Raw genomic sequence first — 25,048 nt, 5'->3', positions numbered from 1 at the left:
GAGAACTCATAGGTTGATTAACGGTAAAAAGGCAAGGCTGGAAAGAATCAGGCCTTGCACGAATCCCGGCAAGGCCTGAAACCATCCTGCGTACAATCAGTCTTTAGAAATCGCCGATGACATCTCCGCCAGATTTCGTGCCGAGTGCACCCCAGACTCCATAAGGACTCAGAGCCGGCATGGTGGCTTGTGTGCCATCCGCTGCCTGGTTGCCAGCGTCGATATTCTCGCTGATGAAGCGAACGGCCCCGTCTCCCATCAGGACATGGACGCCGCCGGTGTGTTTACTGCTGCTGGAATAAATGCCGTTGGTGGCATCACCATTACCAAAAGTGCAGGAGGGAGAATTGGGTGGCAGGATGGTGGTCACTGCGCTGAAAGCGGCTCCTCCATCGGACCAGCGTGCCCCGCGATGTGGTTGAGGATTGGCAGCTGCGACATACTGATTCGTGGTACGATCAAACCGGGCACGACAATCATTGGGAATTGTGGAGCCAGTCCCCTGATCGACGTTTGAGAGATCGCGACCAGCCGTCGAGAAATCCATTTCAGCCATCAGGATGGTGTTGCTGGTGCCGTCAGTGATGTCACCGATTCGAACGCGAGACTGATAGCCGAAAACTCCGCGAGGATTGCGATCTTGAATGCTTGTCACCGAGTCACCTGCACTGAAGCCGTAGGATGTTCGGCCGTTTGGACGAGTGTCTCGATGAACACCGGCTGAAGGGCAGACGATGCCAGGAATTGTCGCGCGCCACGGTGGATAGTTGATGTTGGCACCCCCTTGATTCCAGGGAGCAGGGCCACCGGGGGGAGCATTGACGGGATTGCCACCCGTGTTGGTAAAGCCACCGGAAATCTGGTTGAAGAGTGGCCCTTGATCAATGTAGGGGAGGAGTCCGACCAAGCCGCTGAGGCGATTTCGATTTCCGCTCAGGTCGTCGGTCGCACCGGCACTGCCGCCCTGGCGATAGACGAGAACATTGAAGTTGTCGTGGTAGTTATGGAGCGCCAGTCCCATCTGCTTGAGATTATTGCGGCACTGGGTGCGGCGGGCGGCTTCGCGTGCCTGTTGCACAGCGGGGAGCAGGAGAGCGATCAGAATCGCAATAATTGCAATAACCACAAGGAGTTCGATCAAAGTGAAGGCACGCCGATGGCCTGCCTGGCCGGTTTGAAGTCTGAAAATGACCACGGGATGAAACCTTTGAATACGTACAAAAATGGAGACATGTGAACATAATTAGACGTGTTCTTGTGCTGTAGCAATCATATCTCTAGGTATTGTTAGGTCAATAATCAATGAGTGCTTATTCATATTTTTCGCAATGAAAAGGGGTTTTGACGTCGATCATTGAGCGATTATTCGCCGGACCAAAACGAAAACTCCCGGAGCCTGAGGCAGACTCCGGGAGTTGTTGATTGTTGGGAAGTGTTGTTTAAAGAATGACGACCAGTGGTTCATGCAAGAAGCACTGCTGGACAGCCAGCAGTGCTCCCAGAAAAACTCACGAGCGTCAATTACGCCTTAAGCGTGCCGCCGTAGCGGGCGTCTTTGCCGAGGAGTTCCTCGATGCGGAGGAGCTGGTTGTACTTGGCGATGCGGTCGGTGCGGCTGGCGGAGCCGGTCTTGATCTGGCCGGTGCCAAGAGCCACGGCCAGGTCGGCGATGGTGGTGTCTTCGGTTTCGCCTGAGCGATGGCTCATGATGGCGGTGTAGCCGTTGCGGTAGGCGAGCTGGACCGCGTCGATGGTTTCAGTCAACGAGCCGATCTGGTTGACCTTCACGAGGATGCTGTTGCCAACACCCTTGTCGATCCCTTCCTGTAGACGCTTGCTGTTGGTGACGAACAGGTCGTCGCCCACGAGCTGAACTTTCTTGCCAATGGCGTCGGTAAGTTTCTTCCAGGTATCCCAGTCGTCTTCGGAAGCACCGTCCTCGATGGAGACGATGGGGTACTTCTCGCTCCAGCTTTGCCAGATACCGACGAGTTCGTCGCCGTTGACCTTCTTGCCGTCGATGTCGTAGAGGCCGGTCTTGGTGTCGTAGAATTCGGTCGAGGCGCAGTCGAGGGCGAGCTTGATCTGCTTGCCGGGTTCGTAACCAGCCTTTTCGATCGCCTCGGTGATGACCTTTAGAGCATCTTCGTTGGTCTTGAGGTCAGGAGCGAAGCCCCCTTCGTCACCGACGGCAGTGCTCATGTGCTGGTCGTGCAGCACCTTCTTGAGGTTGTGGAAGACTTCGGCACCAGCGCGGAGGCCTTCGGAGAACGAGGCGAAGCCGGTGGGGACGATCATGAATTCCTGGAGGTCGATGCCGTTATTGGCATGGGCACCACCGTTGATGATGTTCATCAGAGGGACTGGCAGAGTGTTGGCGCCGACACCACCCAGGTAACGGTAAAGAGGCAGGAAGCTGGCACGGGCGGCAGCGTGAGCAGCGGCCAGCGAGCAGGCGAGGATGGCGTTGGCACCCAGGCGTGACTTGTTGGGCGTGCCATCGAGCTCGATCATCGTATGGTCGATGGCGGCCTGGTCAGTGACATTGAGGTCAATGAGGGCGTCGGCAATAGTTTCGTTAACGTTCTCGACGGCCTTACGAACACCCTTGCCGAGGTAACGCTTCTTGTCGGAAGCATCGCGAAGTTCGCAGGCTTCGTGAGCACCGGTGCTGGCACCGCTGGGGACGGCGGCACGGCCAATGGTGCCGTCTTCGAGTTCGATATCGACTTCAACGGTCGGGTTGCCGCGGCTGTCGAGGATTTCGCGGGCGTGGACGCTGGTGATTGCAAGTGACATAGCCAGAACTTTCGTAAAGAGGAACAAACCTCAGCAGTGAAACTGTTTAAAGGACACTTTGTGGTGAATGGTACAAGGAGAGCCGTGCAATTCTCCTCTGGAGGTCTACACTTGTAGCGTCCGGAACTCGATTCTGCCAACAAACAGCGGGTATGAAGGGGTTTTGGATGCAGGATACACGTTCGGGAGAAGTTGGCATGTTTACGGGATTGGTCGAAGGTGTGGGGCAGATTGAGGCTCTGGTCTCGGAACCTGGAGGAGTAAGAATCGTCGTTTCTCCGCCCGTGCAGATGCTCTTGCCCGAAGATCCTGCCGTGCTGGGCGAAAGCGTGGCGATTAATGGCTGCTGCCTGACTGTGGTGGAGCTTCAGAATCAGGGAAAACCGGCTGAGAAATGGAGTTTTCAGGCGGGGAGTGAGACACTGTCGAAAACAAACCTCGGAACGTTGGCCAGCGGTGTGAGTGTGAATCTGGAACGGGCCATGAAAGCGAATGCCCGTTTTGGAGGCCATATTGTGCAGGGCCATGTCGATGGGACTGCGACAATTTTGTCGATCGATCACGAGGCGGACTGGGTCTTTATGGCGTTCGCGTTAGCTCCGGAACTGGCACGGCAACTGGTGTCTAAGGGGAGTGTGACAGTCGATGGTGTGAGTTTGACTGTCGTCGAGGCCCAACGTGATGGTTTCAGCGTGGCGCTGATTCCCCATACCTTGAAAGAAACGACTTTAGGCCAGCGACAGGTCGGCGATAAGGTGAATATCGAGACAGACATTCTGGGGAAGTACGTCGAGCGGCTGATGGCCGGACGGTGATGGAGAGCCCGGGAAGACGAGCCTGTTTCGTTCGAGCGAACTGGACTTGTTCGCGCAGAACTAACTCAGGCTGGAGGCTGGATTTCTATAAGGAAAGAGTTTGTTGCTGGCAGGCAGTGGAGAAAACTCGTAGGTGGATGAGGGGACGTAGTATGCCCCAGGGGGATCCACAGGCTCCGCTTCTGACTGCCGGAAGGGGGAGCAGAGGACAGCAAAGGCATCAGCCAGGTGTTGGCTGAGCGGGGCGACAGTAACGGCGACCTGTTGCCATTGCTCGACGGGTGGAGCAGGGACAGGGACATAAAGCCCGCCGACAGTTTCCAGAAATGGACCCTGATGCTTTTGCTGAAGTTTGGAGTTCCAGGCCTCGACCGGTTCTCGCAGCTTCGCCAGATGGAGCGCCGGCTGGCTCAATGACAGGTAGGTGGTCAACTCCGGCCGGCTGGTTGAACCTGCTGCAGGTATCGAATCCGAGGGTTGCATCGCTGCTGTGTGGAATTCTGAAGTCCCAGCCTTCGTTTGAGAAGCTGGTGAGAATCTGACTGTCTGGTCAGGAGATGAACTGCCTGAGAACTGGCTGGCTGAGAACTGGCTGGCCGATAATGTCGCAGCGGTGATCCATAGTGGTGCGGAAGTTGCCGCCGGACGATGGGTATCGAATGTTGAAACAACGATTTCAATGGAGCTAGGTGCACGAAATGCGAGCACTCCCAGCACAAGGCAGGCTGCAATGGCGGTGACGGCCCAGCGAGTGGTGAAACGGCTGGGTGTCATCTGCCGGGTTGCTGTATTACTGGCTGGGGTTTTGCGACAGACTCGGCTTTGGAGAGGAGCCGTGGAGACCTTTTTCCAGGTTGTGATGGCCGCGCTGAGTTGAGTTTCGTCATGCCAGTGAGCATGGCAATTCGGGCAGTCGAGCAAATGTTTCCTGGCCGGTTCGCTCAATGAGGAATGATCAAGTTCTGTGTGGACAGAATTCAGGTTGTCCAGTTCTGTATGAAATTGATGGCAATCCACGATTCACCCATGATCAAAAATAAACCCTAATAGGTTTCACATCGCCTGTCGCTTAATTCAAGGATTCAGAAATGACTTGTCGCTCTTTGAGAATTGTTGCGAGAGCCTTGCGACCTCGATGGAGCCAGGTCTTGACGGTTCCTTCGGGAACATTCAGGAGTTGAGAGATTTCATCGACAGATCGTTCTTCTTTGTAAAACAATTCAAAGACCTGTCGATATTCGGGTTTCAGGCTTTCCATAGCCACTTGGATTTGAAGGGCGGTTTCGGCCTGGATCGCTGATTGCGTTTGTGTTGCCGGGACGCTGAGGTGCTGTGCCGAATGTTCTTCGAGGGAAGATCCCCTTGGACGAGATTTCAAGCTCAATCTGGATTTGCAGCGGTTGACGACAATCGCTAACAGCCAGGGTTTCAGCGGGCGTGCGGGATTCCAGTTGCCCAGATGCCTGATGGCCCGCGTAAGAGACTCCTGCGTCACGTCTTCCGCATCCTGATGATGCCCCAGCATACGGATCGCAATGGAATAGACGAGCCGCTCAAATTTGCGCACGAAGAGTACTGTCGCGTCAGGTTCACCCTCGAGGCAACGATCGACAAGCTGGATTTCCGACGTTTCAGTCATTCCATGCATCCCTGTTTGTAATACCCGCTTGTCTGGGGTGGGGTTTCAAAATGCTGAAACCTGTCGACGACCCGAATCCATGGGTCAGAAAATCGCTAGCGATTGACAGCTTCGCGGACCAGTTGCCGGGCCACCTTGTAGGCATGCCGGACGGCAAACGCACGCACTTCGATCTGCTCTTCAGTGTAGTATTTCCCGGAGTCGCTTTGCGGGAGTCCGGCCAGGGATAAGGTGAGGGGCATCAGGTCGAGAAATTCCCGGTAACGTCTCTGCTGTTCAGCAGCATTGGTATCCGCAGTGCTCATAGAAAGATTCCAGCAAGCCGAAGAGTGGAGCCAGGTGACATCCTGTTCAATCAATGCCTGGACACAATTGTTCTGGGCATTTTGCAGGGCGAGGTCAAGACCTGAGTCTCCGTTTGAATCAGAATTTCACTCATTCCCACCAAGAGCCGGGATGAATGTTGAAAGGACTCCAGGTTGAGAATGATTGGGATTGATCTCAGGAGGTGATCTCGGGAGATGATCAAAGAGCCAGAGCGCGGAAATCAGCGTCCGCCACGTCGATTCAAGTACTGCTTGATGATGTCGCCCGCTTTATCTGAAGGTTTTTCCGTTTTGGAAGGTGAAGGGCCACCAGCAGCAGGAGGCGGTGCGACTTCGACGGCGCCGGTCTCTTCAGGATTGGGGAGCCTGATCGGTGGCGGGACGACACCGGCTGAAGGCCCCTGTGCCTGAGGTGTTTCCACCGGTTGAGGAGCATAGCCGGGCATGGGGGCCGTTTGTGGATATGCGGGAGATTGTCCTGCATAACCTGGAACCCCTGGATAGGCCTGCTGAGGGTAACCGGGCATGGGATAGCCGGCAGGATACATTCCCTGTGGGTAGCCAGCGGCCGGATAACCTGCGGCTGGGTAACCCATTCCGGGATTCGGGAATGCCGGATTGGGCATGCCGGGGTATTGAGGGTTCTGATACTGGGGCATGCCAGCCGGATATGGCTGTTGAGGATATCCAGGCGGAGGTGCTCCGATGTTGGCGAAGCCTGGAGGGGGTGTCGGTGTCAAAGGTGGAGGAGGGCTTCCCACAATGGCGGTATCGCCCGTGGCGACCTCGGGAGTGTAAGCGACCATTTCATAGCTGGTGTCTTGAGCTGCGGTATCGACTGGCATGGCCATTGAGAAGTTGGCCAGCTCCAAAGTCGCACGGGCGGCGTTTTCCTCGTGGACAGCAGTCCCTAGTGCTGCGGTACCTTGCCGCGCTTCGGCAGCGGATTGTGTCTCGATACTGGCTTCGGCTTTGAGGAGGAGTTGCAGTTCCAGTTTGCCAATGGTGACCTGATCACCTTCGTTGAGAATCACTTCTCCGCGAATATTCTCACCATTGACCTGCGTGCCATTGGTACTGCCTAAGTCTCTCAGGCGGACCGCATAATCATCGATGGTAAAGACACAATGGTGGCGACTGACAAGATCACTGTTAGGCCTCAAGTGGCAATCTTGCTCACGGCCAACGAGAAACTTTCTCGCTGCCAGGGGAATAACTTTTCCCTGATGCTTACCAACGAGGATTTTTAACTCTGCTTTGAGCATGAGTTGGCTTCTCCCAGGATCTTACCGGATGAAATCTGCCGGGCAGGAATCTTTTGAATCATTCAAAAGACGGGTACCCCGATGATGGATTCTCTGAGGACGATGAACAATGGCTGACGACAGGGGAGAATAAAGACGAACTTTTCAGATACGTTTCGCGATATGCAGTCGAGAGTTAACAAATGAAAAACAAATACTGTTAGCAATTACTTGATCATTTCACGCTACCAGTCATTTGCGAGAGCGTCAATCAATGAAGTTTCTGAATTTGAACTGAATTGGAATTCTTTTTGAATGTGTTCAAAGGTCAATGATTTGCCGTTGTTTTTTGAATGTGAGTTTGCGTTTTTGGCTACTCAAAATCTGGTGGTCATGAAGTTGGAAATAGAACCACAATGGATCTCTTCCTGATGGCGCATGAGTTTGGCGCGACATCGCTTTTCTGAGTGAGAATTCCAGTATCAGTGGTCGCTGCGTTCCGTGCGGGATCAGGCGGATGTCTCGGCTTCATTCAGGAGAGAACTCAGTTCGGCAGGCCAGTCGTTGTGAATGTGAACCTGCTGGCTGATGTTGCTGGCGATCTTTGTGGCCAGTTCCAGTCGAAGAGACTCGTTGATTGCTGTCCCGTAGATATCGCTGATGCCGTGGATTTCGGGAGTCACTGGCGAGCTGCTGAGAATGAGGCTGCCGTGCTGCAGGAGTGAGCCCTTTCGCCTGCGTTGGGCACTTCCCAGGATTTTCTGATGCCCGATGACGAGGTCGTTTTCGTCGGAGCGGAGAAAGCAGAGATCGGGTTCCAGGGGCAGGTGATTGGTGACCCCACGGAACTGTGCGGGAATGCCAATCGAGTTCAAAACACCAACAATCGGTTGATGAATTCTGGCATAGAGTTCGTGCGGCCTTTCGACGAGTTGTGGCCAATGGGGGACCGTCAGGCTGTAAGTCCATTCGCGATCATGGAGGATGGCTCCACCACCTGAAAGCCTGCGGACCACTGGCAGAGATTGCCAGCGGGGAGTGGCCACAATGGCTTCGAGTTTCTGAAAGTAGCCGATAGAGAGCGTGGGTTCTTTCCAGGCATACAATCGAAGAATACCAGCCTGTTCAGGCCATTGGCTGGTCGCGGCGGCACTCAGAAGTGAGGCGTCTCGACGCATATTCTCGAACCCCGAAAGTGGCTGTGGTTCGAGAATGAGATGGCAGCGTTCGAGTTGGCGCATGGGATCCATTGCCATTGATTGAGTGACCCCAGGCTGGGGACTGAGTGAGGCGTATTTCTAAGTCCCTGGGCCTGGTATCCGTTCGACCTGCCCATCGAAAAAAAGAGGCCCGGCAAATGTCGTCGTCGCCTTGAATCAAAGGACACGGGTTGACATGAGCAGGGCTCGGGTGGAACTTTTTCCTAAGGGAAGTTTTTCCAGGTCAGGAATCTTAAATTGTGTCTATTAGACTCCGACTTTCGGACTCCAGGAGAGGACTGGCTGCCGAGCCGCCTGGACATCGTTGGGGCGGCTGACTGGCAGCGAATGCGGTGCATCGTGCAGGAACTCTGCGGATTCCTCGGTGATCTTGCGGATGGTCTCCGCGAAGGCATCGAGTGTGGCTTTGGATTCTGTCTCTGTGGGTTCCATCATCAGAGCTTCAGGCACGACGAGCGGGAAATAGACTGTTGGAGCATGGAAGCCAAAATCGAGCAATCGTTTGGCGATATCCATGGCCGAGATATGTTTCTCTTTGGAGAGCTTGGAGGCGGAAGCCACAAACTCGTGAAGGCAGTATTCGCCATGAGCGGCTGGAAGAATATCCTTCAGAATCGCTTTGAGATAATTGGCATTGAGAATGGCGTGTTCGGCAGCTTTGCGAACACCTTCGGGACCCAACGTTCTTAAATAGCAGTAGCCTCGAATGAGGATGCCGACGTTTCCGAAGAAGGTACGGACTTTACCAATCGTCTTCTCGGGCGTGACGAGTTGATAGACGGTCTGGCCGTTTTCGGCAGTCGTCTTTTCGATGATTGGTGCCGGGAGGTAAGGCTTCAGGAAATCGCGGACAGCAATCGGGCCGGAGCCTGGCCCACCGGCTCCATGTGGGCCCGTAAATGTTTTGTGAACATTGTAATGCATCATGTCGCCGCCGAAGTCACCGGGGCGGGTGATACCCATGATGGCATTCATGTTGGCACCATCAATGTAAACGAGCCCACCGACGTCGTGAATGATCTTGGCCACTTCAGCAATCTGCTTTTCGAAGAGGCCGAGCGTATTCGGATTGGTCACCATGAGACAGGCTGTCGAGCTGTCCGCATGCTTTCGCAGTTCTTCGACATCCATGAGGCCATTGGCAGTGGCTGGCAACTGGACACAATCGAAACCGGCAATTGCAGCACTGGCGGGATTTGTCCCGTGGGCACTGGCGGGGAAGAGCACCTTGCGGCGGTTTTCACCTTTGTCTCGGAAGTAGGCAGCGGCCACCATCAGAGCTGTGAGTTCGCCTTGTGCACCGGCGGCGGGCTGGAGGGAAACAGCAGGAAGCCCGGCGATTTCACCCAGCATGTTCTGCATTTCGTACAGAATCGCAAGCAGGCCCTGCATACGGTCTGCCTGCTGATAAGGGTGGACGTCCACAATACCGCTGAGCTTGGAAAGACGCTCATGTCGCTTGGGGTTGTACTTCATCGTGCAACTCCCCAGCGGGTAGAAGTGCGTATCTACCGACATATTCAAGGTGGAAAGATTCACATAGTGACGCACGATATCCGGCTCAGCAACTTCGGGAAGTGGAAGTGGTTTTTGTGCCAGAAACTTCGCGGGAATGAGTTCTTCAACCGCTCGCGTGGGAACATCGCATTGGGGAAGTCGAGCGGCTCTTCGGCCTGGGCTCGAGAGATCAAAAATCAATTGAGTCGAGAGAGTGTTACGCATCCAAAATCCTTTTGGCGGAATTTTTTCGCTGTGCTTTTCGTTGCAAAAATTGTTCGGTGGCAGAGCCTGCTCATGGGAAAATGACACGGCAGGACAAGCGGGTTGGATGAATGGCAGGCGGGAGCCTGCCCTACTCTTACTGTCTTACTTGAGGAGATCGACCAGATGATCGATCTGGGCTTTTGTTCGTTGTTCTGTGACGGCAACCAGCAGAAGATTTTCGGTATCGGGCATACCTGGAATCGGTGCAAACTGGCTGAGAGCGGGGCCGATATCCACACCGGCTTTGGCAACTTTTTCAATCAGCGTCTGAGCCCTTTGGGGGGCCTTGACGACAAACTCTTTGAACTTGGGTGTTTCACTGAGGAGAACTGTGTAGCCGGGGAGAGCGGCAATTTTCGTGGCAGCGTAATGAGCTTTCTGCAGGCACAATTCGGCAGTTTCCTTGAAGCCCTGAGGACCCATCTGAGCCATGAACATCGTTGCCCGGAGGGCCATCAATCCCTGATTGGTGCAGATGTTACTGGTCGCTTTATCGCGTCGAATATGCTGCTCACGAGCCTGCAGGCTGAGAACAAAGCAACGTCCCCCGGTGCGATCGATCGTTTCGCCAATTAATCGGCCCGGCATACGGCGGATGAAGTCGTTGCGGCAGGCCAGAATACCGAGGTAAGGGCCGCCAAATTGCAAAGGAATTCCGAGTGACTGGCCTTCGGCGACCACGATATCCGCCCCCAGATCACCGGGCCTGGCGAGCAGGCCCAGGCTGATCGGATCTGTCGAGACAACCATCAGCGACTCTTTGGCATGAGTCAAATCGGCAATCGCAGCGAGGTCTTCGATGTTTCCCAGGAAGTTCGGATTTTGAACGATGACAGCGGCTGTGTTCTCGTCGATCGCCCCGGCGAGCTTCGTCAAATCGACAGTGCCATCGGATCCGACCGGAATATGAATCACTTCGGTGGAGGTGTGCCCGACGTAGGTTCTCAAAACCTGTGTGTATTCGGGATGTAACGCACCAGCTATTACGACCCGGCCTGTGCGGCCTGTGGTACGCATCGCCATGAGAGTGGCTTCGCTGACAGATCCACCACCTTCGTACAAAGAGGCGTTCGAGACCTGCATGCCTGTGAGCTGGCAGATCATGGTCTGATATTCGAAGAAGGCCTGCAGAGTTCCCTGTGAAGCCTCGGCCTGGTAGGGAGTGTAGGCCGTGTAATATTCGCCGCGACCAGTAATTTCGTCGACGACACTGGGAATGTAGTGATCGTAGGCACCACCACCCTGAAAGCAGGTGCGGGAGGTTGCACCGCTGGAGTGTGACGCGAGCTGGCGGAGATGCTGCTCGAGTTCCATTTCACTGAGAGCTGGCGGGAGATCGAGCAGTCTGTCGAGTTGCAGCGGTTTGGGAATCTGCTGCAACAGTTGGTCAATCGAATCAACACCAATCCGAGAAAGCATCGCCTGCTCTTCGGTAGCCGTAGCGAACAAATAGCTCACGAGTGGGAATCCTACCCTGGTAAAGATGACCGCCTCTCAAGAGAGCGAGAGAGCGAACTTAAAAATGCTTGAAAACTCGACAGATATTACTGGTTCCATCACGACGCCTGAGAATTGTAGGCGCTCGTGAGAATAATCCATCGGTGACCGTAATTTGACTGATCTTTGCAGCGGGTGGATCAACCAGGAAGATCCTCGCCTTGCCGACTTAGTGAGCTTCGGACTCGCAGTGTTTTTCGTAGGAGGCTCGATCGAGTAATTGGTCCAGACCGGACAGATCTGAGACTTTCATCTTGATCAGCCAGCCGTTACCGAAAGGATCACTGGAAAGTGGCTCGGTGTTATCGCCAAGATTGGGGTTGGTTTCTGTGACGACACCGGCCAGTGGGGCGTAGACATCGCTGACGGCTTTAACACTCTCGACCTCACCACAGGACTCACCGACCTTGAGAGCTTTGCCGGGCTTGGGCAGGTCGATGTAAACCAGGTCACTCAAAAGCTGAACGGCGAAATCGGTGATTCCGACAGTTGCAACATCACCTTCAATCGCGACCCATTCATGAGTCTTTGCATACTTAAGTGCCGCCAAATCCATGAACTTCGCATCCTTCCGGAAAGTTTTTGTCGAAGAAATCCAATGATCTTAGTCGTCAGGTTTTGAAATTGCCTACGAGAAATGCTGCTCGTGTGGTCAATCGTGTCGATCTCTGCAGTTGAAACTGTGGTCACATCAAGATGTGTTTGCGTGTGGCCAGAGTTATCGGTGCCTTTGTCAGACACAGCTTCATGGATGCCAAGGTCGCTCTTCGATTGAGTAAAGCCAGGATGTCGGCGTTGTTCTCGATGTTGTGAAAAGAGATCAAGACATCTGCCGGAGACTCAATGCGACCATCGGTGATTCATTCGCAGATCGACAAGACAAGCGCACAAGATATCGCGAGGATCGGGCGAGTCAAAGCGACTTCCCGGAAGAAAGTGATTATCGTCAGTGCTCATGACTTTTTGCGAAGGTGCGTGAGTCAGGAGTTGGATGAAAATTCTTCGGACTCGTAATGAGAGATTTTGTCGACACGCCGGGCGTGCCTGGCACCTTCGAATTCGGTGGTGAGCCAGATTTCGACCATTCTCATGGCGAATGGCTCGCCCAGAAGATCGCCCGAAAGACACATGACGTTGGCGTTATTGTGTCGGCGGCTGAGTTCGGCAGTGACGTCGTCGTGGCAAGTCGCGGCACGAACACCGCGAAATTTGTTGGCGACGATGCACATGCCCATGCCTGTGCCACAGATGAGGATGCCGCGATCGACCTCTCTACGAGAGACGGCTTTTGCCACGCGGGCACCGTAGTCGGGATAATCGACGCTCTCATGATCCTGCGGTCCAAAATCAAGTGCCTGATGTCCGAGATCGGAAACCAGTGCGAGGATTTTGGATTTGATTTGCACGCCGCGATGATCGCTGGCAACGGCTATCTTCATCATGACGGGTGGGATCTTAACGACAAGAGGTCCTGAATAATCTGCTGCAAATGCGTTTCAATGACTTGTTTACAGGAACGATAGACATCACGCCCCCCCCCAATCGGGTCCGCAATGTCTTTCCCGCCGGGAGACAAGGTTCGCACGCGCGAAGCCAGATCTGGCCTTTCGGCGAGAATGGCGTCGCGATGTCCACGTGTCATGGTATAGATCATATCGACCTGTTGCAGCAATCGCTCGGTCAGAGGCTGACTTTCGTGATTACGGAGGTCCAGCCCTTCATCGGCCAGCAGTGCAATCGCTTCAGGGTTAGCAGGTGCACCAATGGCTGCCGCTAATCCTGCGGAGAGAATGACATAACCGTGATCGACAAGTTCTTCTTCGGGGCAGTTCAGCTTTTCTGCAAGGAGTTTGCGGAAGAGGACTTCGGCCATCGGGCTGCGGCAGGTGTTGCCTGTGCAGGCGAATAGTATAACTTCGCTGGCAAGTCGCCCCATCGTGCGGTCGGAGACAACCCCGGGGAATGCGATGTTCCAATCGTGGTTACCGATCTGGACGACTGTGCTTGGCTCGCCGTATCGGGAAGGGCCGTCATCAACGATCAGTGCCAGGTTGTTGCCAAACCTCTGGTCGGCATCTCGCGCATGCCTGAGAGGTGACTGTCCGGGCTGAGCCTCCGAAAGTGCGATCAGCGGGCCAGGCAACAGATTTAGAATATCGGCCGGGAGTGTGTGTGCCGGGACACGGAAAGAGACTGTGTTTTCGGGGGCCGTGAGGAGATGACGGCTGGTTTCCGGGAGTTGTTCGAAGAACCATCCGCAGTGAGATTTGGGGAATCGCAACGTCACGGGGCCTGGCCAGCAGCGTCGGATCAGTTTGCGGCCATATCGCGACTGCTCCACCAGATAATCGAGTGCTTCGTCAGCCGCTTTAAGAAGGAGTTCGAATTGGGGTGGTTGATGATTGACCGCGAGTTCGGTGGCTAGAACCTTCAGTCGCTGGATACCAACTTCAGAAAGTGCGCTGGCAGCAACGGTGTAGGTGGTTTCTGTGGGGAGACCGACCAATTCACCTTGCGCCAAAGACTGGCACACACGGTGGATGACATCTCGCGGATCATCAGAACGGCGGATCTCAACGATGTCAGTCATCGAATTATGATCCGTTCCGATCTCTCGTCTGAAGTGATGAGCGCCTCGAATGCCTGCTGGAAGTGCAGTTAAGTCTAGGAAGCCGGGGCCAGCGGTTCAAGAGCTTCGACAAAAACGTCTTGAGGTTCGGGTGGGTGGCGTGGAGAAGGGGCAGGTCAGGCTATGCGACATGAGCTTCACAATGGTCGCTTTTTCACAGGAGTCGCCTCGACCCAGTGGTCGGTCTTTATGGGTCCATTTGTGTGGGATTCCCATTGAGCTTTCGGGTGAGATGAGCCGGGAGAATCCGTTTTATCGTCAAAATGAACCGAATAAGAGAATGTTCCATATTTTACCCAGGCTTCTTATAGCCCTTATTTATTCGCTGTGCCGATGGAAACGAGGGCGATTTGTGGACGGACGAGTTGAGGGAAATTGACAGGGTGTTCGTTTGGGGAACTGTGGTTCGTCAGGCGTGTTGTGAAAGGATCCAGCCATGTACGATTGCACCATTGCTGGTGGAACGGCTCTTGCGGTCGAAGTGGCCGCGACGGCGGCACGGCTGGGATTACGAACTGCTTTGATTGAACCCGCGTCGGCATGGGAAATTTCCAGCGAGTCTGTCGGGGCGCAGTGGTCACCGGAATTCCTGGAAATGATCACTCAAAGTGAGTTTGCTGCCGCTATGAGCTCACAGACGTTGGCTCGTCGATTGCTGCCTTACGGCCGAAGAGAACAGGAACGCCAGCAGAGGCTCTTGAGGGAGGCCCGGGTCGATTGTTTCGCCGGTGCCGCAAAGGTCGTGGGGGCCGATGGCGCCTCGATTGCTGTGATGGCCATGAGTGCTGCTGATCCGTCGGTAAAGCAGGCGGTTGTCGATGGGCCACTCCTGATGACGCATCTGCTGATTGTGGCGACGGGATCCGTCGTGGCTCCTGTCCGCCATGGTGTTTCGCCTCATGCACCGCATGAATCGATGAATGGCAAAAGTTCTTTACCATCTTCGCTGGGAGAATTGTTGCTGACGAAGTCGGTGCCGCAATCGATGGTGGTGCTGGGGAGTAATCGCTGGGCCCAGGCTGTGGCAGGAATTTACAGCAGGTTAGGAAGTGATGTTCTGCTGCTGGGGCGGCGTTTGCCCGAAAGGCAGAAATCGACCGAATGGCAAGAGTTTCGCGCCGGAATTCGAGGATTGAGGCAACGCGGTAATTATTGCGAAGTGGAGATCTGTAACGGGGAACGTGTGTTGGTACAGACCGTTGTTTCCTGCCAGACAGAAGTCGGTGTGACGGTGGAGCTTGATCTGGGCAAAGTCGGTATTGAATCGGATGAGTGCGGGAAGCTCTGGTGCGACGCCATGGGGCGAACCTGGCATCCGCAGATTCTGGCGATGGGTTCCGTGGTGGGTTTCCCGGAAGAACTCCGGCAGCCTCGGAATATCAGACAGCTTCTGGAAGAGGTGTATCTGCTGAAGGAGTCGCGAACTGAAAATTCCAGCTCACATCCAGCAGGCATAAGCCGAATGAAGTCTCCAAAGTGGCTGTCTGCCTCAAGGGCCAGTTTGCCGACAAATTGATTAACTCTTCGGCTGTGAGCTGTCGGGGTGTGCCAATGAGAAAGCCCAGTTGTGGCAGGTTCCCTTTGCCGGAACCTGCCACCATATTGGCCACCTCACCGACGATATCTCTCAATAAGCCCAGATCGCCTTCGGCACCGAAGCCCGTGAGCCGCTCGACAAACTGGTCAGCGACAGTTTCGGCAACACTTAAGATGACTCGGCCCGGTGCTGTCCCGGTGAGGTCGATGGCAATTGTGATGGATTCAAGTGGTGGTGCTGAATCCGGAGGTCGGATGGCTTGGATCTGGCAAGTGGCTTGAAGCATGCAGAGAAAAACTTCGGTGGCCGCATCGCAAAAAGGGATGATCCAACCAGCAGGCGATGCATAAGACTCTGTCACGACAAATCCTGAAAGGTTTGGAATTACAAAACGGATTGACGTCGAGGGCGATTCACTCGGCAGGAAGGTCGTGCGTCGGAGAAAAGGATATTTTTACACGGGTCTCCGTTGAGCTGCCCTTATTTAGCAATCTGAATGACAGGGAGCCTCATTTTTTGATCCAGCCGAGTTCAACGAGAAACTTGTCAGCTTCAGCGAGAGTCTTGTCGTAGTTTTCACCTCGATTGAAGAAGCCATGTTCGGCACCTTCATAGCCGACTAACTTGCACGGTCTGCCAGCTTTTTTCATCTCAGCTTCGAATGCGACGACCGAAGCGTAGGGAACTGTGGTGTCTTTCGTGCCGTGGAGAATCAAGGTTGGTGGAGTCTGCGGACCGACGTGATGAGCCGGTGAGATGGCTGTGGCCTCGACTCCCAATCGTTCCGTGCTGAGTTTGGCACTGGCTCCCGGGGTTTTCCAACCAGCGATGGGTGCGAGAGTGCAGGCAGGATTGAAGAGAATCATGGCGTTGGGACGTTCATCACTGCCAAAACCACTGATAGTGCCGGTGGAGGCCGCAAGGTGGCCTCCGGCAGAGCCTCCTGAAGCAGCAATCTTGTCGGGATCAACGCCTAATCGCTTAGCGTTTTCTCGAACCCAGGCAATAGCAGCTTTGGCATCCTTGACGCATTCAACAACCTGCACATTGTGTCTGGATTTGACCCTGTAGTCGGCCACAATCGCAATCATGCCTCGTTTAGCAAAGTGCCGTGCCTGATTTTCAAATTGTGCTGGTGATCCGGAATTCCAGCCACCGCCGAAGAAAAACACAATTGCGGGCTTGGGAGTTTTGGGATCAGACTCTCCGAAGATCCAGAGCTTCAGTTCTGTCGAACCTGTTTTCCGGTAAGTCTCGACGCGAGCCTCCTTGAATTCAGGTGGGTAGGAAAATTGCGCAGATAAAGAGACCGGTGCCATTAAAGGGATCAGCAGGAAGCCTAAAATTCGAGTGAGTTTAAGTGATTGGTTGATTATTAGCCTTGATGGCTTTTGTTGATCGTCGTTGATCATGACGAGACTCTCGGGTGGGTGCTATTTATGGAAAATCTTGAGTGAAGTTTAAAAGGCGATTGAATGGGAATGTTTTGTCGTGGGCCGATTGATTGAGAGCGAAATGCATTCATTAACAGGGAATTAACCTGCTGGCCATCGAAGTCTCTGGCACAACGATCAGATTCACTGATGACCGCAGATCAAATTTCAGAGAGTAGATCTCAAACAGTAAATATTAGAGAGTTCTTGACGTTCCGCAAAAATTCATACTTGATTTGACCGATCTTTTGCTAGCCGAGGACTTGCGAAATTGAAAATCTGAACTTGAAGTAGACTCGCGTGAGATCCTGATGATCTTTGCAGGTTGAACGATGACTTGGCAGATATTATTGCTAGCGCAAACGGAATTGCAGGCGTTTGCCGCATTTATTGCTGTTGCTTTGTAATCGCTGCGGCTTTCTGCACGGGCCGAGTGGGCGATGTGCAGGACATCGCCTTGTTGCTGATGCGCAGCAAGGGCAGCTCCCGAGTGATCGAAACTCAGTTGGCCGATGGTCGTTCTTCAACAAGGTTTTTGAACTTCGATCGAATCTACTTCGATCCAATCCACTTCGATCTAAAAGAGCGGAATTCTTCGCTGAACCCCTTTTTCAAGTTTGGCCATGGCGGGCGAGTTCGATGGCTTGGCGCAGATCGTCGGGCAAAGGAGCTTGAAAGTCTTGCCACTCGTTGGTGAGCGGGTGGGCGAAGGAAAGGCCAGCGGCGTGCAAGGCTTGTCGATTGATGAGAGACGAGACCTGCTCGCGTTCACTTTCTGGCCAGACGAGTGGCCGGATTTCCCCTCCTTTGAGGTAGAACTCGTCTCCCACAATGGGAAACCCGATGGTTGCCAGGTGAATTCGAATCTGATGCATGCGGCCTGTGCGGGGTTTGGCCTCGACAAGAGTGTGTTTCGGGAACCGTTCCACGACTCGCAGAGAAGTTTTCGAGGCCTGGGCTTCGAGAGCATCGGCCCGGCACGACATGAGCGCGCTGGAGCAACCAGGCGCCCGGCCAATCGGAAGGTCGATGACCATTTGATCGTCTGTGAGGACACCTTCCACGAGTGCGAGATAACTTTTGGAGATACGCCCCAACTGGAACTGGATCGAGAGTAAGCGGTGCGAAAGGTGTTCTTTGCAGATGGCCATGGCTCCGCTCGTATCGCGATCCAGCCTGTGGACAATCCCGGGTCGCTCGAGACCAGGATGAGTCGATTGTTTGTCGAGATAATGCTGGACTGCATTAATCAGTGTGCCATCAGGGATTTCGCCAGTCGGGTGAGCAATAAGACCTGCAGGCTTGTTGATGACGAGCAGGGAGTCGTCTTCAAACAGGATTTCGAGTGGGGTTGGTTCGGGGGGAATGTACAGGTCTGGTGGCTCTGCGAGTTGAATTGTCACCTGTTGGCCGGGATGCACACGTTGAGTGGTGGCGGCGACTTGTCCGTCGATGGTCACCAGGCCAGCGGCAACCATGCGGAGGATCCGCCAGCTCGTGTAGCTGCGAAAATGTTTGACCAAAAAACTGTCGACACGGACTCCTGCCAGATATTTTTCGACGGTGACCGTTTTTGACAGGATGGCCATCGTTTCAGAGTTCTCGTCGGGGTTCTTGGAAATAAAAAATGCCGGGTTGGAGAGCGATCCCGGACGTCATTCATGGAGATTCATGGATCGTAACAGGCGTCTAGATTGCAGTTTATGGCTCGTGGCGGATTCCTGGAAAGAGCTGGCGATCTGTTCTGTCATCAGAGTTTATGGATGGATCATACAGCGAAAGAATTTCAAAAAACTGAGTCATTGATCATCTATTCGAGGGCCGAGAACGTATAAGGATCTGGTAGATTTCACCAGTCTGCCATGGTTTCCGACAGCAAATTCAACTTATCGAAGGTCAGTAAATGATGCGTACCGGGAATCCTGTTCTTAACGAGGGGGCTTTTGACCGCTGGGCTCAAGAGGGTGGTTTTTCGTCGTCCTCTGTGATGACCGTTTCTGGAGCCGTCAACAAATCGATGGTTCTGATTGGTTTGACTGCCAGCCTGGGATTACTTTCCTACAGTTATCTGCAGAACAATCCACAGCTTTTAATGCCATCTTTGATTGGCAGTGCGATTGGCGGGCTGATTGCCAGTTTGTGTGTTTGTTTCTGGCTGCGCAGTGCACCTGTGGCAGCACCCATTTATGCACTTCTGGAAGGTGTGTTTCTGGGGGGGATCACTACAATTTTTGAGGCCCGCTTCCCGGGAATTGGCGTGCAGGCGATCGCAGCCACCGTGGGTGTGGCAGCGGCCATGCTGCTCGCTTACAAAGTTGGTTTGATTCGTGCCACGGCCACATTCCGCGCCGGCATAATCGCCGCCACCGGAGGAATCGGCCTGGTCTATCTGTTGGCGTTCGTTTTGAGCCTGTTCAATATTCAGGCGATGTCTTTCGTGTATGACGCTTCGCTTCTGGGAATTGGGTTCACTGCCTTTTGTGTGATCATTGCCGCCTTGAATCTGATTCTGGACTTCGACTTTATCGCGACGGCCGCCTCCCAGAACTTGCCTAAGAATTATGAGTGGCTCGCTGCTCATGGGCTGAATGTGACTCTGGTGTGGCTGTATCTGGAAATGCTGCGTCTGCTCAGTAAGTTGCAAAGTCGAGACTAGAAACGACTTAGGCTGTTTCTGTCTTGGCGGATGTGCCCTGCAATCCCCAAGCGGCAGGAAAATGAAACAAAGCATGACTCGCGAGAATCGGCAGGTGGCTGATTCTCGCGAGTTGTCTTTCAATCGTTTACAATTTGGCAACCTTCGTGTTGACTCAATAATTTGCTGAGTGAAAACCAGCGATTGTCTGATCGATTATTGACTTCGAAAAAAGCCACGCCGCATGAATCTTGAACTCAACGAACTGTCTCTCTCGATTATTGAAGAAGTCGTTGAGTCGCCGGATCATTTCCGGATCATTGCTCATGAATCGGCAGGGACCGGTTTGCTGCTCGATTTTGGTGTGGAAGCGGAAGGGTCACTTGAGGCAGGTCAGGTGCTTTCCACGGTCTGCATGGCGGGCCTGGCAACAGTCAATCTGCAGCCCCAGCTATTGGGCAAGTGGCAATGGCCGCATGTTGTGGTGGAGACCGACTACCCGGTGGCTGCCTGCCTGTATAGTCAATATGCAGGGTGGCAGCTTTCGAGCGGCAAGTTTCATGCGATGGGGAGTGGCCCCATGCGAGCTGCGGCTGGTGTCGAGCCATTGTTCGACAAGTTGTGGTACAAGGAAGAGGCTGACCATGTGGTCGGGATTCTGGAAACAGCCATGCTCCCGCCCGAGTCGATTTTTGAGGAAATCTCTGCGAAAACAGGGGTCGAACCGGCGGATATCACACTGTTAATTGCACCGACATCTTCCGTTGCGGGAAATTATCAGGTGGCGGCCCGTTCTGTCGAAACGGCGATGCACAAACTGCTGGAGTTGGGCTTTGATGTACATCGCATTCGCAGTGGCTTTGGTTCGGCACCTTTGCCACCTGTTGCCGCCAATGATTTGCAGGGCATCGGTCGAACCAACGACGCAATTCTTTATGGCTCGACAGTCACTTTGCTGATGACAGGTGATGACGCATCGATTGCCGAGATTTTGCCCCAGGTTCCATCGAAATCGTCGTCGGTCTTTGGAAAAACCTTCCTGGAGATTTTCGAAGCTGCCGGACGCGACTTCTACAAAATTGACAAGCTGTTGTTCAGCCCCGCCCAGGTGATTGTGCAGAACGTCGATACTGGTCGAGTGCATGTGGCGGGCGAGCCTCATGTGCCACTGGTTCTGAAGTCGTTTGGTCTGGTTGCGGAATGACAACCCTCTTGAAGATGGGTGTGCTGTCACAGCCCGGGAACTGGTCACTGGAGCAAATCACCCTGGCGGCGACGGAGCGCGGGCATGTCATTGTGCCCCTGGAGTTCCATGAACTCGCGGCAAGCTGCGGATCAGGAACTCGTTCAGCAACCTGGCCCATCGAGATCACAGGTCAGGCATTTCTGAAACGATCAACTGAGGTCATGCCTCGTTTCGAACTGGAAGAATTGGATGCGTTGATTGTCAGGTCCATGCCCGGCGGTTCGCTGGAGCAGGTGGTCACACGGATGAATCTGCTGGCGCTGGCCGAGCAGAAAGGTCTGCCGATCATTAATTCGCCCAGGTCGCTCGAATGTGCCATTGATAAATTTCTCACCACAGCTCGCCTCGCTCATGCCGGGCTGCGGGTGCCAGCCACATTTGTTTGCGAGACAGCACAGGCGGCTTTGCAGGCTTTTGAGAAGCTGGAGCGAAATGTGGTGCTCAAGCCACTGTTTGGCTCCGAAGGGCGGGGGATATTTCGTATCGATGAGCCGGAGTTACTCTGGAGAGTGGCACAGACACTGGTGCGAACAGGAGCCGTCCTTTACCTGCAAGAGTACATTGATCATGGTGGTCGTGATTTACGGGTGCTGGTGCTCAATGGAGTTCCATTAGGAGCCATTGAGCGCACGTCGCAAGAAGATTTCCGCACGAATCTCTCGCTGGGAGGCCAATCGATGCGTCAAGAACTCGATGATGAAACAGCCAGCCTAGCGGTCGCTGCAGCAAGAACAGTGGGAACTGTGTTTGCAGGTGTTGATCTGGTACGACATCCGGATGGTCAATGGCTGCTGTTGGAAGTGAATGGAGTTCCCGGCTGGAAAGGATTTCAGGCTGCCACAGGAATTCCTGTCGCAACACGGTTGATCGAGTATGTCGAGCAGCTTGTGGAAGGTTCACAGGCTGATCGATCTGAACCTGGCGGCTGAATTCTTGCTTGTGTGGCATCAATCCACTGCTTGAAAAAAACTTTCCCATCGATATTGCTCAATAAGGCGACGCGCCATGCAGTCTGAGTTTCTGATCAACGCTCTGAGTGTCCATCTCCCACCCATTTTGCGCTGGGCAGGTGCGATCGCGCGACGGTTACGAAGTCACAACATTTCTGTGGCCACCAAAACGACGGGAAGTGCGCTGACTGATGCACTCACGCTCGCCGACCTGACGATCCAGGAATTGCTGGTGGCGGCTCTTCGGGATGTGGATCTGATCTTCCGTCATTGTCGAATTGAGGCTGAGGAGTCGACAGGCGATCTGCAGGCCTTCGCTCAACAATCGGAGTTTGTGCTGGCTCTGGATCCCATTGATGGAACCAAACAGTACCGAGACCATACGGGGAACGGATATGCCGTGATGCTGCATCTGCGGACAGCCAGCGAAATGCTTTATTCGCTGGTGTACATCCCGGAAAAAGGTGCGCAGGGCTGGTGGGTTGAGGTGACGCCGGAACGTGTGGTCAGTGGGCCGGATGACTGGTCACGCCCCGCGACGGATGTTGTGCGGAGTCTTGTGGTGGCAGAGGCCGATCGGCCAACAACTTCAAAGAAAATCTACGTGATTGGCTTTCAGCATCGGGATGTGATGGCAGCCCGTGAGATTACGAAGTGCGGCTACGAAGGAGTCGCACCTGATGAGATGCCAGGGAGTATCTATGAACTGATGGCTTCGGGAGAGTTTGCCGGCTCGTTGATTCATTCGCCGAACGTCTACGACTTTCCGGTTTCAATGCAGATTGCGCGGTACTTTGGTGGGAATGCCTGCTGGACCGATACCGGCGAGCCGGTGCATTTTCGTCAGACGTGGCTGGATGAAAAAGCCGACATGATTCGTTTACCACGTGTGGTGGCCTGTGCGAATGACCCGCAGATTCTGGCAGGGCTGGTCAATCTGGCAAAGTCGTGGCACCCTGATCGCTACCGGCCTGGTGATTCGCTGGTGGAGTAATCACCCGAGGGCCGCAGCTCGGATCTCTCTTCCCTGCGTCTGGAAGATCGTGTGCTGGCTCCGTGCGCTGCATAATCCGCAGAATCGCTGTGCGTGTTAAACCGTGAATTCCGCGTACAACAGGGCCTTTCACTGCCAACTCGAATTTGCGGGGTGAGTTCCTGCATTTCCTGCCACTGATCAGGCTCTGGCCTTCCGATCAAAGAGGCGGTGAGTTCTCTCATCGGGTTCGCCCATTGAGCCATCCGACAGCCGTCGTTCTCTTTGCCATATCGTTCCCGAAGGTGCCCTCAGCGAGCGGAATATCGCGGCATGTTTGTGATTATCGGATTCATCGTTGTAACTGGCTGCGTGCTGGGCGGCTACACATGGGCTGGTGGCCATGTGGAGGCTTTGATCCACCCCTCCGAAGTGCTCACCATTGGTGGTGCTTCGCTGGGGGCCATGCTGGTCATGGGCAGCCCCAAAATCCTCAAAGATCTGATCAAGGCCATCATCGGGGCGCTCAAGGGGAGCCCGTTTAACAAGAAAGCGTACGGTGATCTTTTCAAGCTGTCTTATGATCTCCTCAAGACGGCTCGAAAAGATGGCTTACTCGCACTGGAGCCTCACCTGAACGATCCTCACGAAAGCAAGATTTTCTCGAAGTATCCCAGGCTCCAGAAGGATCATCATTTTACGACCTTTCTATGTGATGGTCTGTCTTCCGTCGTGGAGGCCAGCATGAGCCAGGAACAGCTCCACGACCTGCTCCAGAAGCAGATTGCGGTGATGGAAGAAGAGCATCATCAGGCCGTTGGAATTCTCGCCAAGAGTGCCGACGCCATGCCCGGCTTCGGGATTGTGGCCGCCGTGCTTGGAATTGTGATCACCATGGGTGCCATTGATGGCCCTGTGGAAGAAATTGGTCACAAAGTGGGTGCGGCTCTCGTTGGTACCTTCCTCGGGATTCTTGCCTCGTATGGCTTTATGGCTCCTCTGGCAGCACGCATGGATCTTCTCGGGAAATCTGAGATGGATTTCTATCGCACGACAGCGGCGATCATTGAGGCTGCCATTGGTGGTGCCGCTCCTAAGCAGATTATCGAACAGGCCCGTCGAGTCGTCTGTAGTGAGGCGCGCCCCGAGCGTGTCGAACTGGAGAAGATGCTCAAAGAAGCCGATGCAGCAGCGTAGTTGCGTTCACTAGAGTCGATTTTCAGGAGATTGAACGATGGCCGGTGGTGGCGGAGGAGCATGGAAAGTTGCCTATGCCGACTTCGTCACCGCGATGATGGCGTTCTTTCTCGTCATGTGGCTGGTGGGCCAGAGCAAAGAAGTGAAAACGGCTGTGGCGCATTACTTTCAGCCCCCACCCGGTGCTGCTGCCACCGAACTGGATCCCGATGTGGAACCATCGCTCTTTCCGCCGCGTGCGGAACTGAAGATTTTCCACGACATCGAGAAAACGCGAAACGTGGGGACAATGGTCCTCTTCGCCGAAAAAGCCTATGCACTCGATGAATCGGCCATCAATCAACTCGAAGCATTGCTTCCCGATCTTCTGGGGAAACCCAACAAGATTGAAATTCGGGGCCACGCTTCTCGCCGCGAACGTGCCGACACTCAGACGAAAGAAGATCCCTGGCAGTTATCGTGGATGCGCAGTCAGGCCGTTAAAGACTTTCTGGTGAGTAAAGGTGTTGAACTTGGCCGCTTGCGGCTCAGCCAGGATGGTGCCGAAGAACCTTATAGTGCGAAAAAGCTCGATGCTGAACATCAGGCCCAGAATGCTCGTGTCGAGGTCTTTCTGATTGGTGAGCTCGCTCGAAAGTATCGAGAAAGCCCAGACGAACCGGGCGGCTTCTTTGGCAAGGCTGATCCATCACAGGTTCCACCGGGACAAAGCCTGCACGCGAAGCCCAAGACCGATAGTCATGCACCGGAAAAAGCGGCGGGTCACGGTTCATCGGGGCATGGCTCTTCAGGCCACGGTTCATCGAGTGGTCATGGAGCGAAAAAGGAAACCTCTGGGCATGGTTCTTCTGGGCACGGTTCCAGCAGCCATGGCGCGAAGGCGGAGACCAAGAAAGCGGAGCCCAAGAAGTCCTCGGGTCACCACTGATATCTAACGATCAATGATTGTTGCATTCTGAGTGCCATGCCTCGTGGCTGTGAGCGAGCATGTCTGATGCAATTCCAGAAATTGATGGCCTGTAGACGGGTAGTCGAGCATGCTTGCCCAGAGCTGCAAGCATGGCACACAACGCCGTCCACGATTTTACAAGTCTGATGACGTGACGTAAGTTTCGTGTTCTCAAGAAGATCGAGTCTCGGGTAG

At 54.2% G+C, this 25,048-nt stretch carries 22 protein-coding genes and 1 pseudogene; 8 read left to right on the top strand and 15 right to left on the bottom strand.

Annotated elements, in window-relative coordinates:
* Nucleotides 1-103 precede the first annotated feature (103 nt).
* Together A6X21_RS21130 and eno are read right to left on the bottom strand one after the other, a co-directional pair.
* Nucleotides 104-1,195: a DUF1559 domain-containing protein gene (locus tag A6X21_RS21130; protein ID WP_240490357.1), complete on the bottom strand. Its 1,092-nt coding sequence runs from the start codon at nucleotides 1,193-1,195 to the stop codon at nucleotides 104-106.
* A 326-nt stretch (nucleotides 1,196-1,521) separates the two neighbouring features.
* Nucleotides 1,522-2,799, bottom strand: coding sequence for a phosphopyruvate hydratase (gene eno / locus A6X21_RS21125; RefSeq protein WP_068852429.1), 1,278 nt, complete (start codon nucleotides 2,797-2,799; stop codon nucleotides 1,522-1,524).
* A gap of 167 nt (nucleotides 2,800-2,966) precedes the next feature.
* Here eno and A6X21_RS21120 point away from each other — a divergent pair, with 167 nt between their 5' ends.
* Complete coding sequence (locus A6X21_RS21120) at nucleotides 2,967-3,614, top strand: riboflavin synthase (protein WP_240490356.1); 648 nt, start codon at nucleotides 2,967-2,969, stop codon at nucleotides 3,612-3,614.
* Nucleotides 3,615-3,674: 60 nt separating this feature from the next.
* Here the strand turns inward: A6X21_RS21120 and A6X21_RS21115 are convergent, their stop codons facing one another.
* The 10 genes from A6X21_RS21115 to A6X21_RS23900 all read right to left on the bottom strand — a co-directional run bounded on the left by A6X21_RS21115 (nucleotide 3,675) and on the right by A6X21_RS23900 (nucleotide 13,894).
* Complete coding sequence (locus A6X21_RS21115) at nucleotides 3,675-4,388, bottom strand: hypothetical protein (protein WP_131818476.1); 714 nt, start codon at nucleotides 4,386-4,388, stop codon at nucleotides 3,675-3,677.
* 295 nt (nucleotides 4,389-4,683) lie between these two features.
* Nucleotides 4,684-5,253, bottom strand: a complete 570-nt coding sequence (locus tag A6X21_RS21110; protein WP_068852712.1) for an RNA polymerase sigma factor — start codon at nucleotides 5,251-5,253, stop codon at nucleotides 4,684-4,686.
* Between the two features lie 95 nt (nucleotides 5,254-5,348).
* Nucleotides 5,349-5,558 (bottom strand): hypothetical protein, encoded by a 210-nt coding sequence (locus tag A6X21_RS21105; RefSeq protein WP_013110854.1) that lies wholly within the window; start codon nucleotides 5,556-5,558, stop codon nucleotides 5,349-5,351.
* Between the two features lie 242 nt (nucleotides 5,559-5,800).
* Nucleotides 5,801-6,844, bottom strand: a complete 1,044-nt coding sequence (locus tag A6X21_RS21100) for an FHA domain-containing protein (RefSeq protein WP_068852425.1) — start codon at nucleotides 6,842-6,844, stop codon at nucleotides 5,801-5,803.
* Nucleotides 6,845-7,332: 488 nt separating this feature from the next.
* Entirely contained in the window at nucleotides 7,333-8,064 is a 732-nt protein-coding gene (locus A6X21_RS21095) for a lipoate--protein ligase family protein (RefSeq protein ID WP_165603893.1), read from the bottom strand.
* 225 nt (nucleotides 8,065-8,289) lie between these two features.
* Nucleotides 8,290-9,765 carry an aminomethyl-transferring glycine dehydrogenase subunit GcvPB gene (gene gcvPB, locus A6X21_RS21090; RefSeq protein WP_068852420.1) on the bottom strand — a complete coding sequence of 492 codons (1,476 nt, stop codon included), beginning with the start codon at nucleotides 9,763-9,765 and terminating at the stop codon, nucleotides 8,290-8,292.
* A gap of 144 nt (nucleotides 9,766-9,909) precedes the next feature.
* A complete protein-coding gene (gene gcvPA, locus A6X21_RS21085; RefSeq protein ID WP_068852417.1) occupies nucleotides 9,910-11,265 on the bottom strand; it encodes an aminomethyl-transferring glycine dehydrogenase subunit GcvPA in 1,356 nt (451 codons plus the stop codon).
* A gap of 208 nt (nucleotides 11,266-11,473) precedes the next feature.
* Nucleotides 11,474-11,860 carry a glycine cleavage system protein GcvH gene (gcvH, locus tag A6X21_RS21080; protein ID WP_068852414.1) on the bottom strand — a complete coding sequence of 129 codons (387 nt, stop codon included), beginning with the start codon at nucleotides 11,858-11,860 and terminating at the stop codon, nucleotides 11,474-11,476.
* A gap of 424 nt (nucleotides 11,861-12,284) precedes the next feature.
* Complete coding sequence (rpiB, locus tag A6X21_RS21075; protein ID WP_068852709.1) at nucleotides 12,285-12,743, bottom strand: ribose 5-phosphate isomerase B; 459 nt, start codon at nucleotides 12,741-12,743, stop codon at nucleotides 12,285-12,287.
* Nucleotides 12,743-13,894 (bottom strand): arsenate reductase/protein-tyrosine-phosphatase family protein, encoded by a 1,152-nt coding sequence (locus tag A6X21_RS23900; RefSeq protein WP_083233807.1) that lies wholly within the window; start codon nucleotides 13,892-13,894, stop codon nucleotides 12,743-12,745. The genes rpiB and A6X21_RS23900 overlap by 1 nt, the downstream gene beginning before the upstream one ends.
* Before the next feature lie 475 nt (nucleotides 13,895-14,369).
* Here A6X21_RS23900 and A6X21_RS25640 point away from each other — a divergent pair, with 475 nt between their 5' ends.
* A complete protein-coding gene (locus A6X21_RS25640; protein ID WP_068852411.1) occupies nucleotides 14,370-15,449 on the top strand; it encodes an FAD-dependent oxidoreductase in 1,080 nt (359 codons plus the stop codon).
* 13 nt (nucleotides 15,450-15,462) lie between these two features.
* Here the strand turns inward: A6X21_RS25640 and A6X21_RS25635 are convergent.
* The 3 genes and pseudogenes from A6X21_RS25635 to A6X21_RS21050 all read right to left on the bottom strand — a co-directional run.
* Nucleotides 15,463-15,756, bottom strand: a pseudogene (locus A6X21_RS25635) (chemotaxis protein CheX); the annotation flags it as partial.
* Nucleotides 15,757-15,979: 223 nt separating this feature from the next.
* A complete protein-coding gene (locus tag A6X21_RS21055; RefSeq protein WP_083233803.1) occupies nucleotides 15,980-16,882 on the bottom strand; it encodes an alpha/beta hydrolase in 903 nt (300 codons plus the stop codon).
* 632 nt (nucleotides 16,883-17,514) lie between these two features.
* Nucleotides 17,515-18,492, bottom strand: coding sequence for an RluA family pseudouridine synthase (locus A6X21_RS21050; RefSeq protein WP_068852402.1), 978 nt, complete (start codon nucleotides 18,490-18,492; stop codon nucleotides 17,515-17,517).
* Between the two features lie 314 nt (nucleotides 18,493-18,806).
* Here A6X21_RS21050 and A6X21_RS21045 point away from each other — a divergent pair, with 314 nt between their 5' ends.
* The 6 genes from A6X21_RS21045 (at nucleotide 18,807) to A6X21_RS21020 (ending at nucleotide 24,832) form a co-directional block, all read left to right on the top strand.
* A complete protein-coding gene (locus A6X21_RS21045; RefSeq protein ID WP_205847506.1) occupies nucleotides 18,807-19,559 on the top strand; it encodes a Bax inhibitor-1/YccA family protein in 753 nt (250 codons plus the stop codon).
* A gap of 223 nt (nucleotides 19,560-19,782) precedes the next feature.
* A complete protein-coding gene (gene mch / locus A6X21_RS21040) occupies nucleotides 19,783-20,742 on the top strand; it encodes a methenyltetrahydromethanopterin cyclohydrolase (protein ID WP_013110842.1) in 960 nt (319 codons plus the stop codon).
* A complete protein-coding gene (locus A6X21_RS21035; protein ID WP_083233802.1) occupies nucleotides 20,739-21,713 on the top strand; it encodes an ATP-grasp domain-containing protein in 975 nt (324 codons plus the stop codon). Before mch ends, A6X21_RS21035 begins: the two co-directional genes overlap by 4 nt.
* Before the next feature lie 76 nt (nucleotides 21,714-21,789).
* Complete coding sequence (locus A6X21_RS21030; protein WP_068852399.1) at nucleotides 21,790-22,728, top strand: inositol monophosphatase family protein; 939 nt, start codon at nucleotides 21,790-21,792, stop codon at nucleotides 22,726-22,728.
* 312 nt (nucleotides 22,729-23,040) lie between these two features.
* The gene (gene motA, locus A6X21_RS21025; RefSeq protein WP_068852396.1) at nucleotides 23,041-23,904 is read left to right on the top strand and encodes a flagellar motor stator protein MotA; all 864 of its coding nucleotides are present in this window, start codon (nucleotides 23,041-23,043) and stop codon (nucleotides 23,902-23,904) included.
* 37 nt (nucleotides 23,905-23,941) lie between these two features.
* Nucleotides 23,942-24,832 (top strand): OmpA/MotB family protein, encoded by an 891-nt coding sequence (locus tag A6X21_RS21020; protein ID WP_068852393.1) that lies wholly within the window; start codon nucleotides 23,942-23,944, stop codon nucleotides 24,830-24,832.
* The last annotated feature ends 216 nt before the right edge of the window (nucleotides 24,833-25,048 follow it).

Source organism: Planctopirus hydrillae, from assembly GCF_001707835.1.
Classification (GTDB): domain Bacteria; phylum Planctomycetota; class Planctomycetia; order Planctomycetales; family Planctomycetaceae; genus Planctopirus; species Planctopirus hydrillae.
This window is presented reverse-complemented; position numbering and strand designations above follow the sequence as displayed.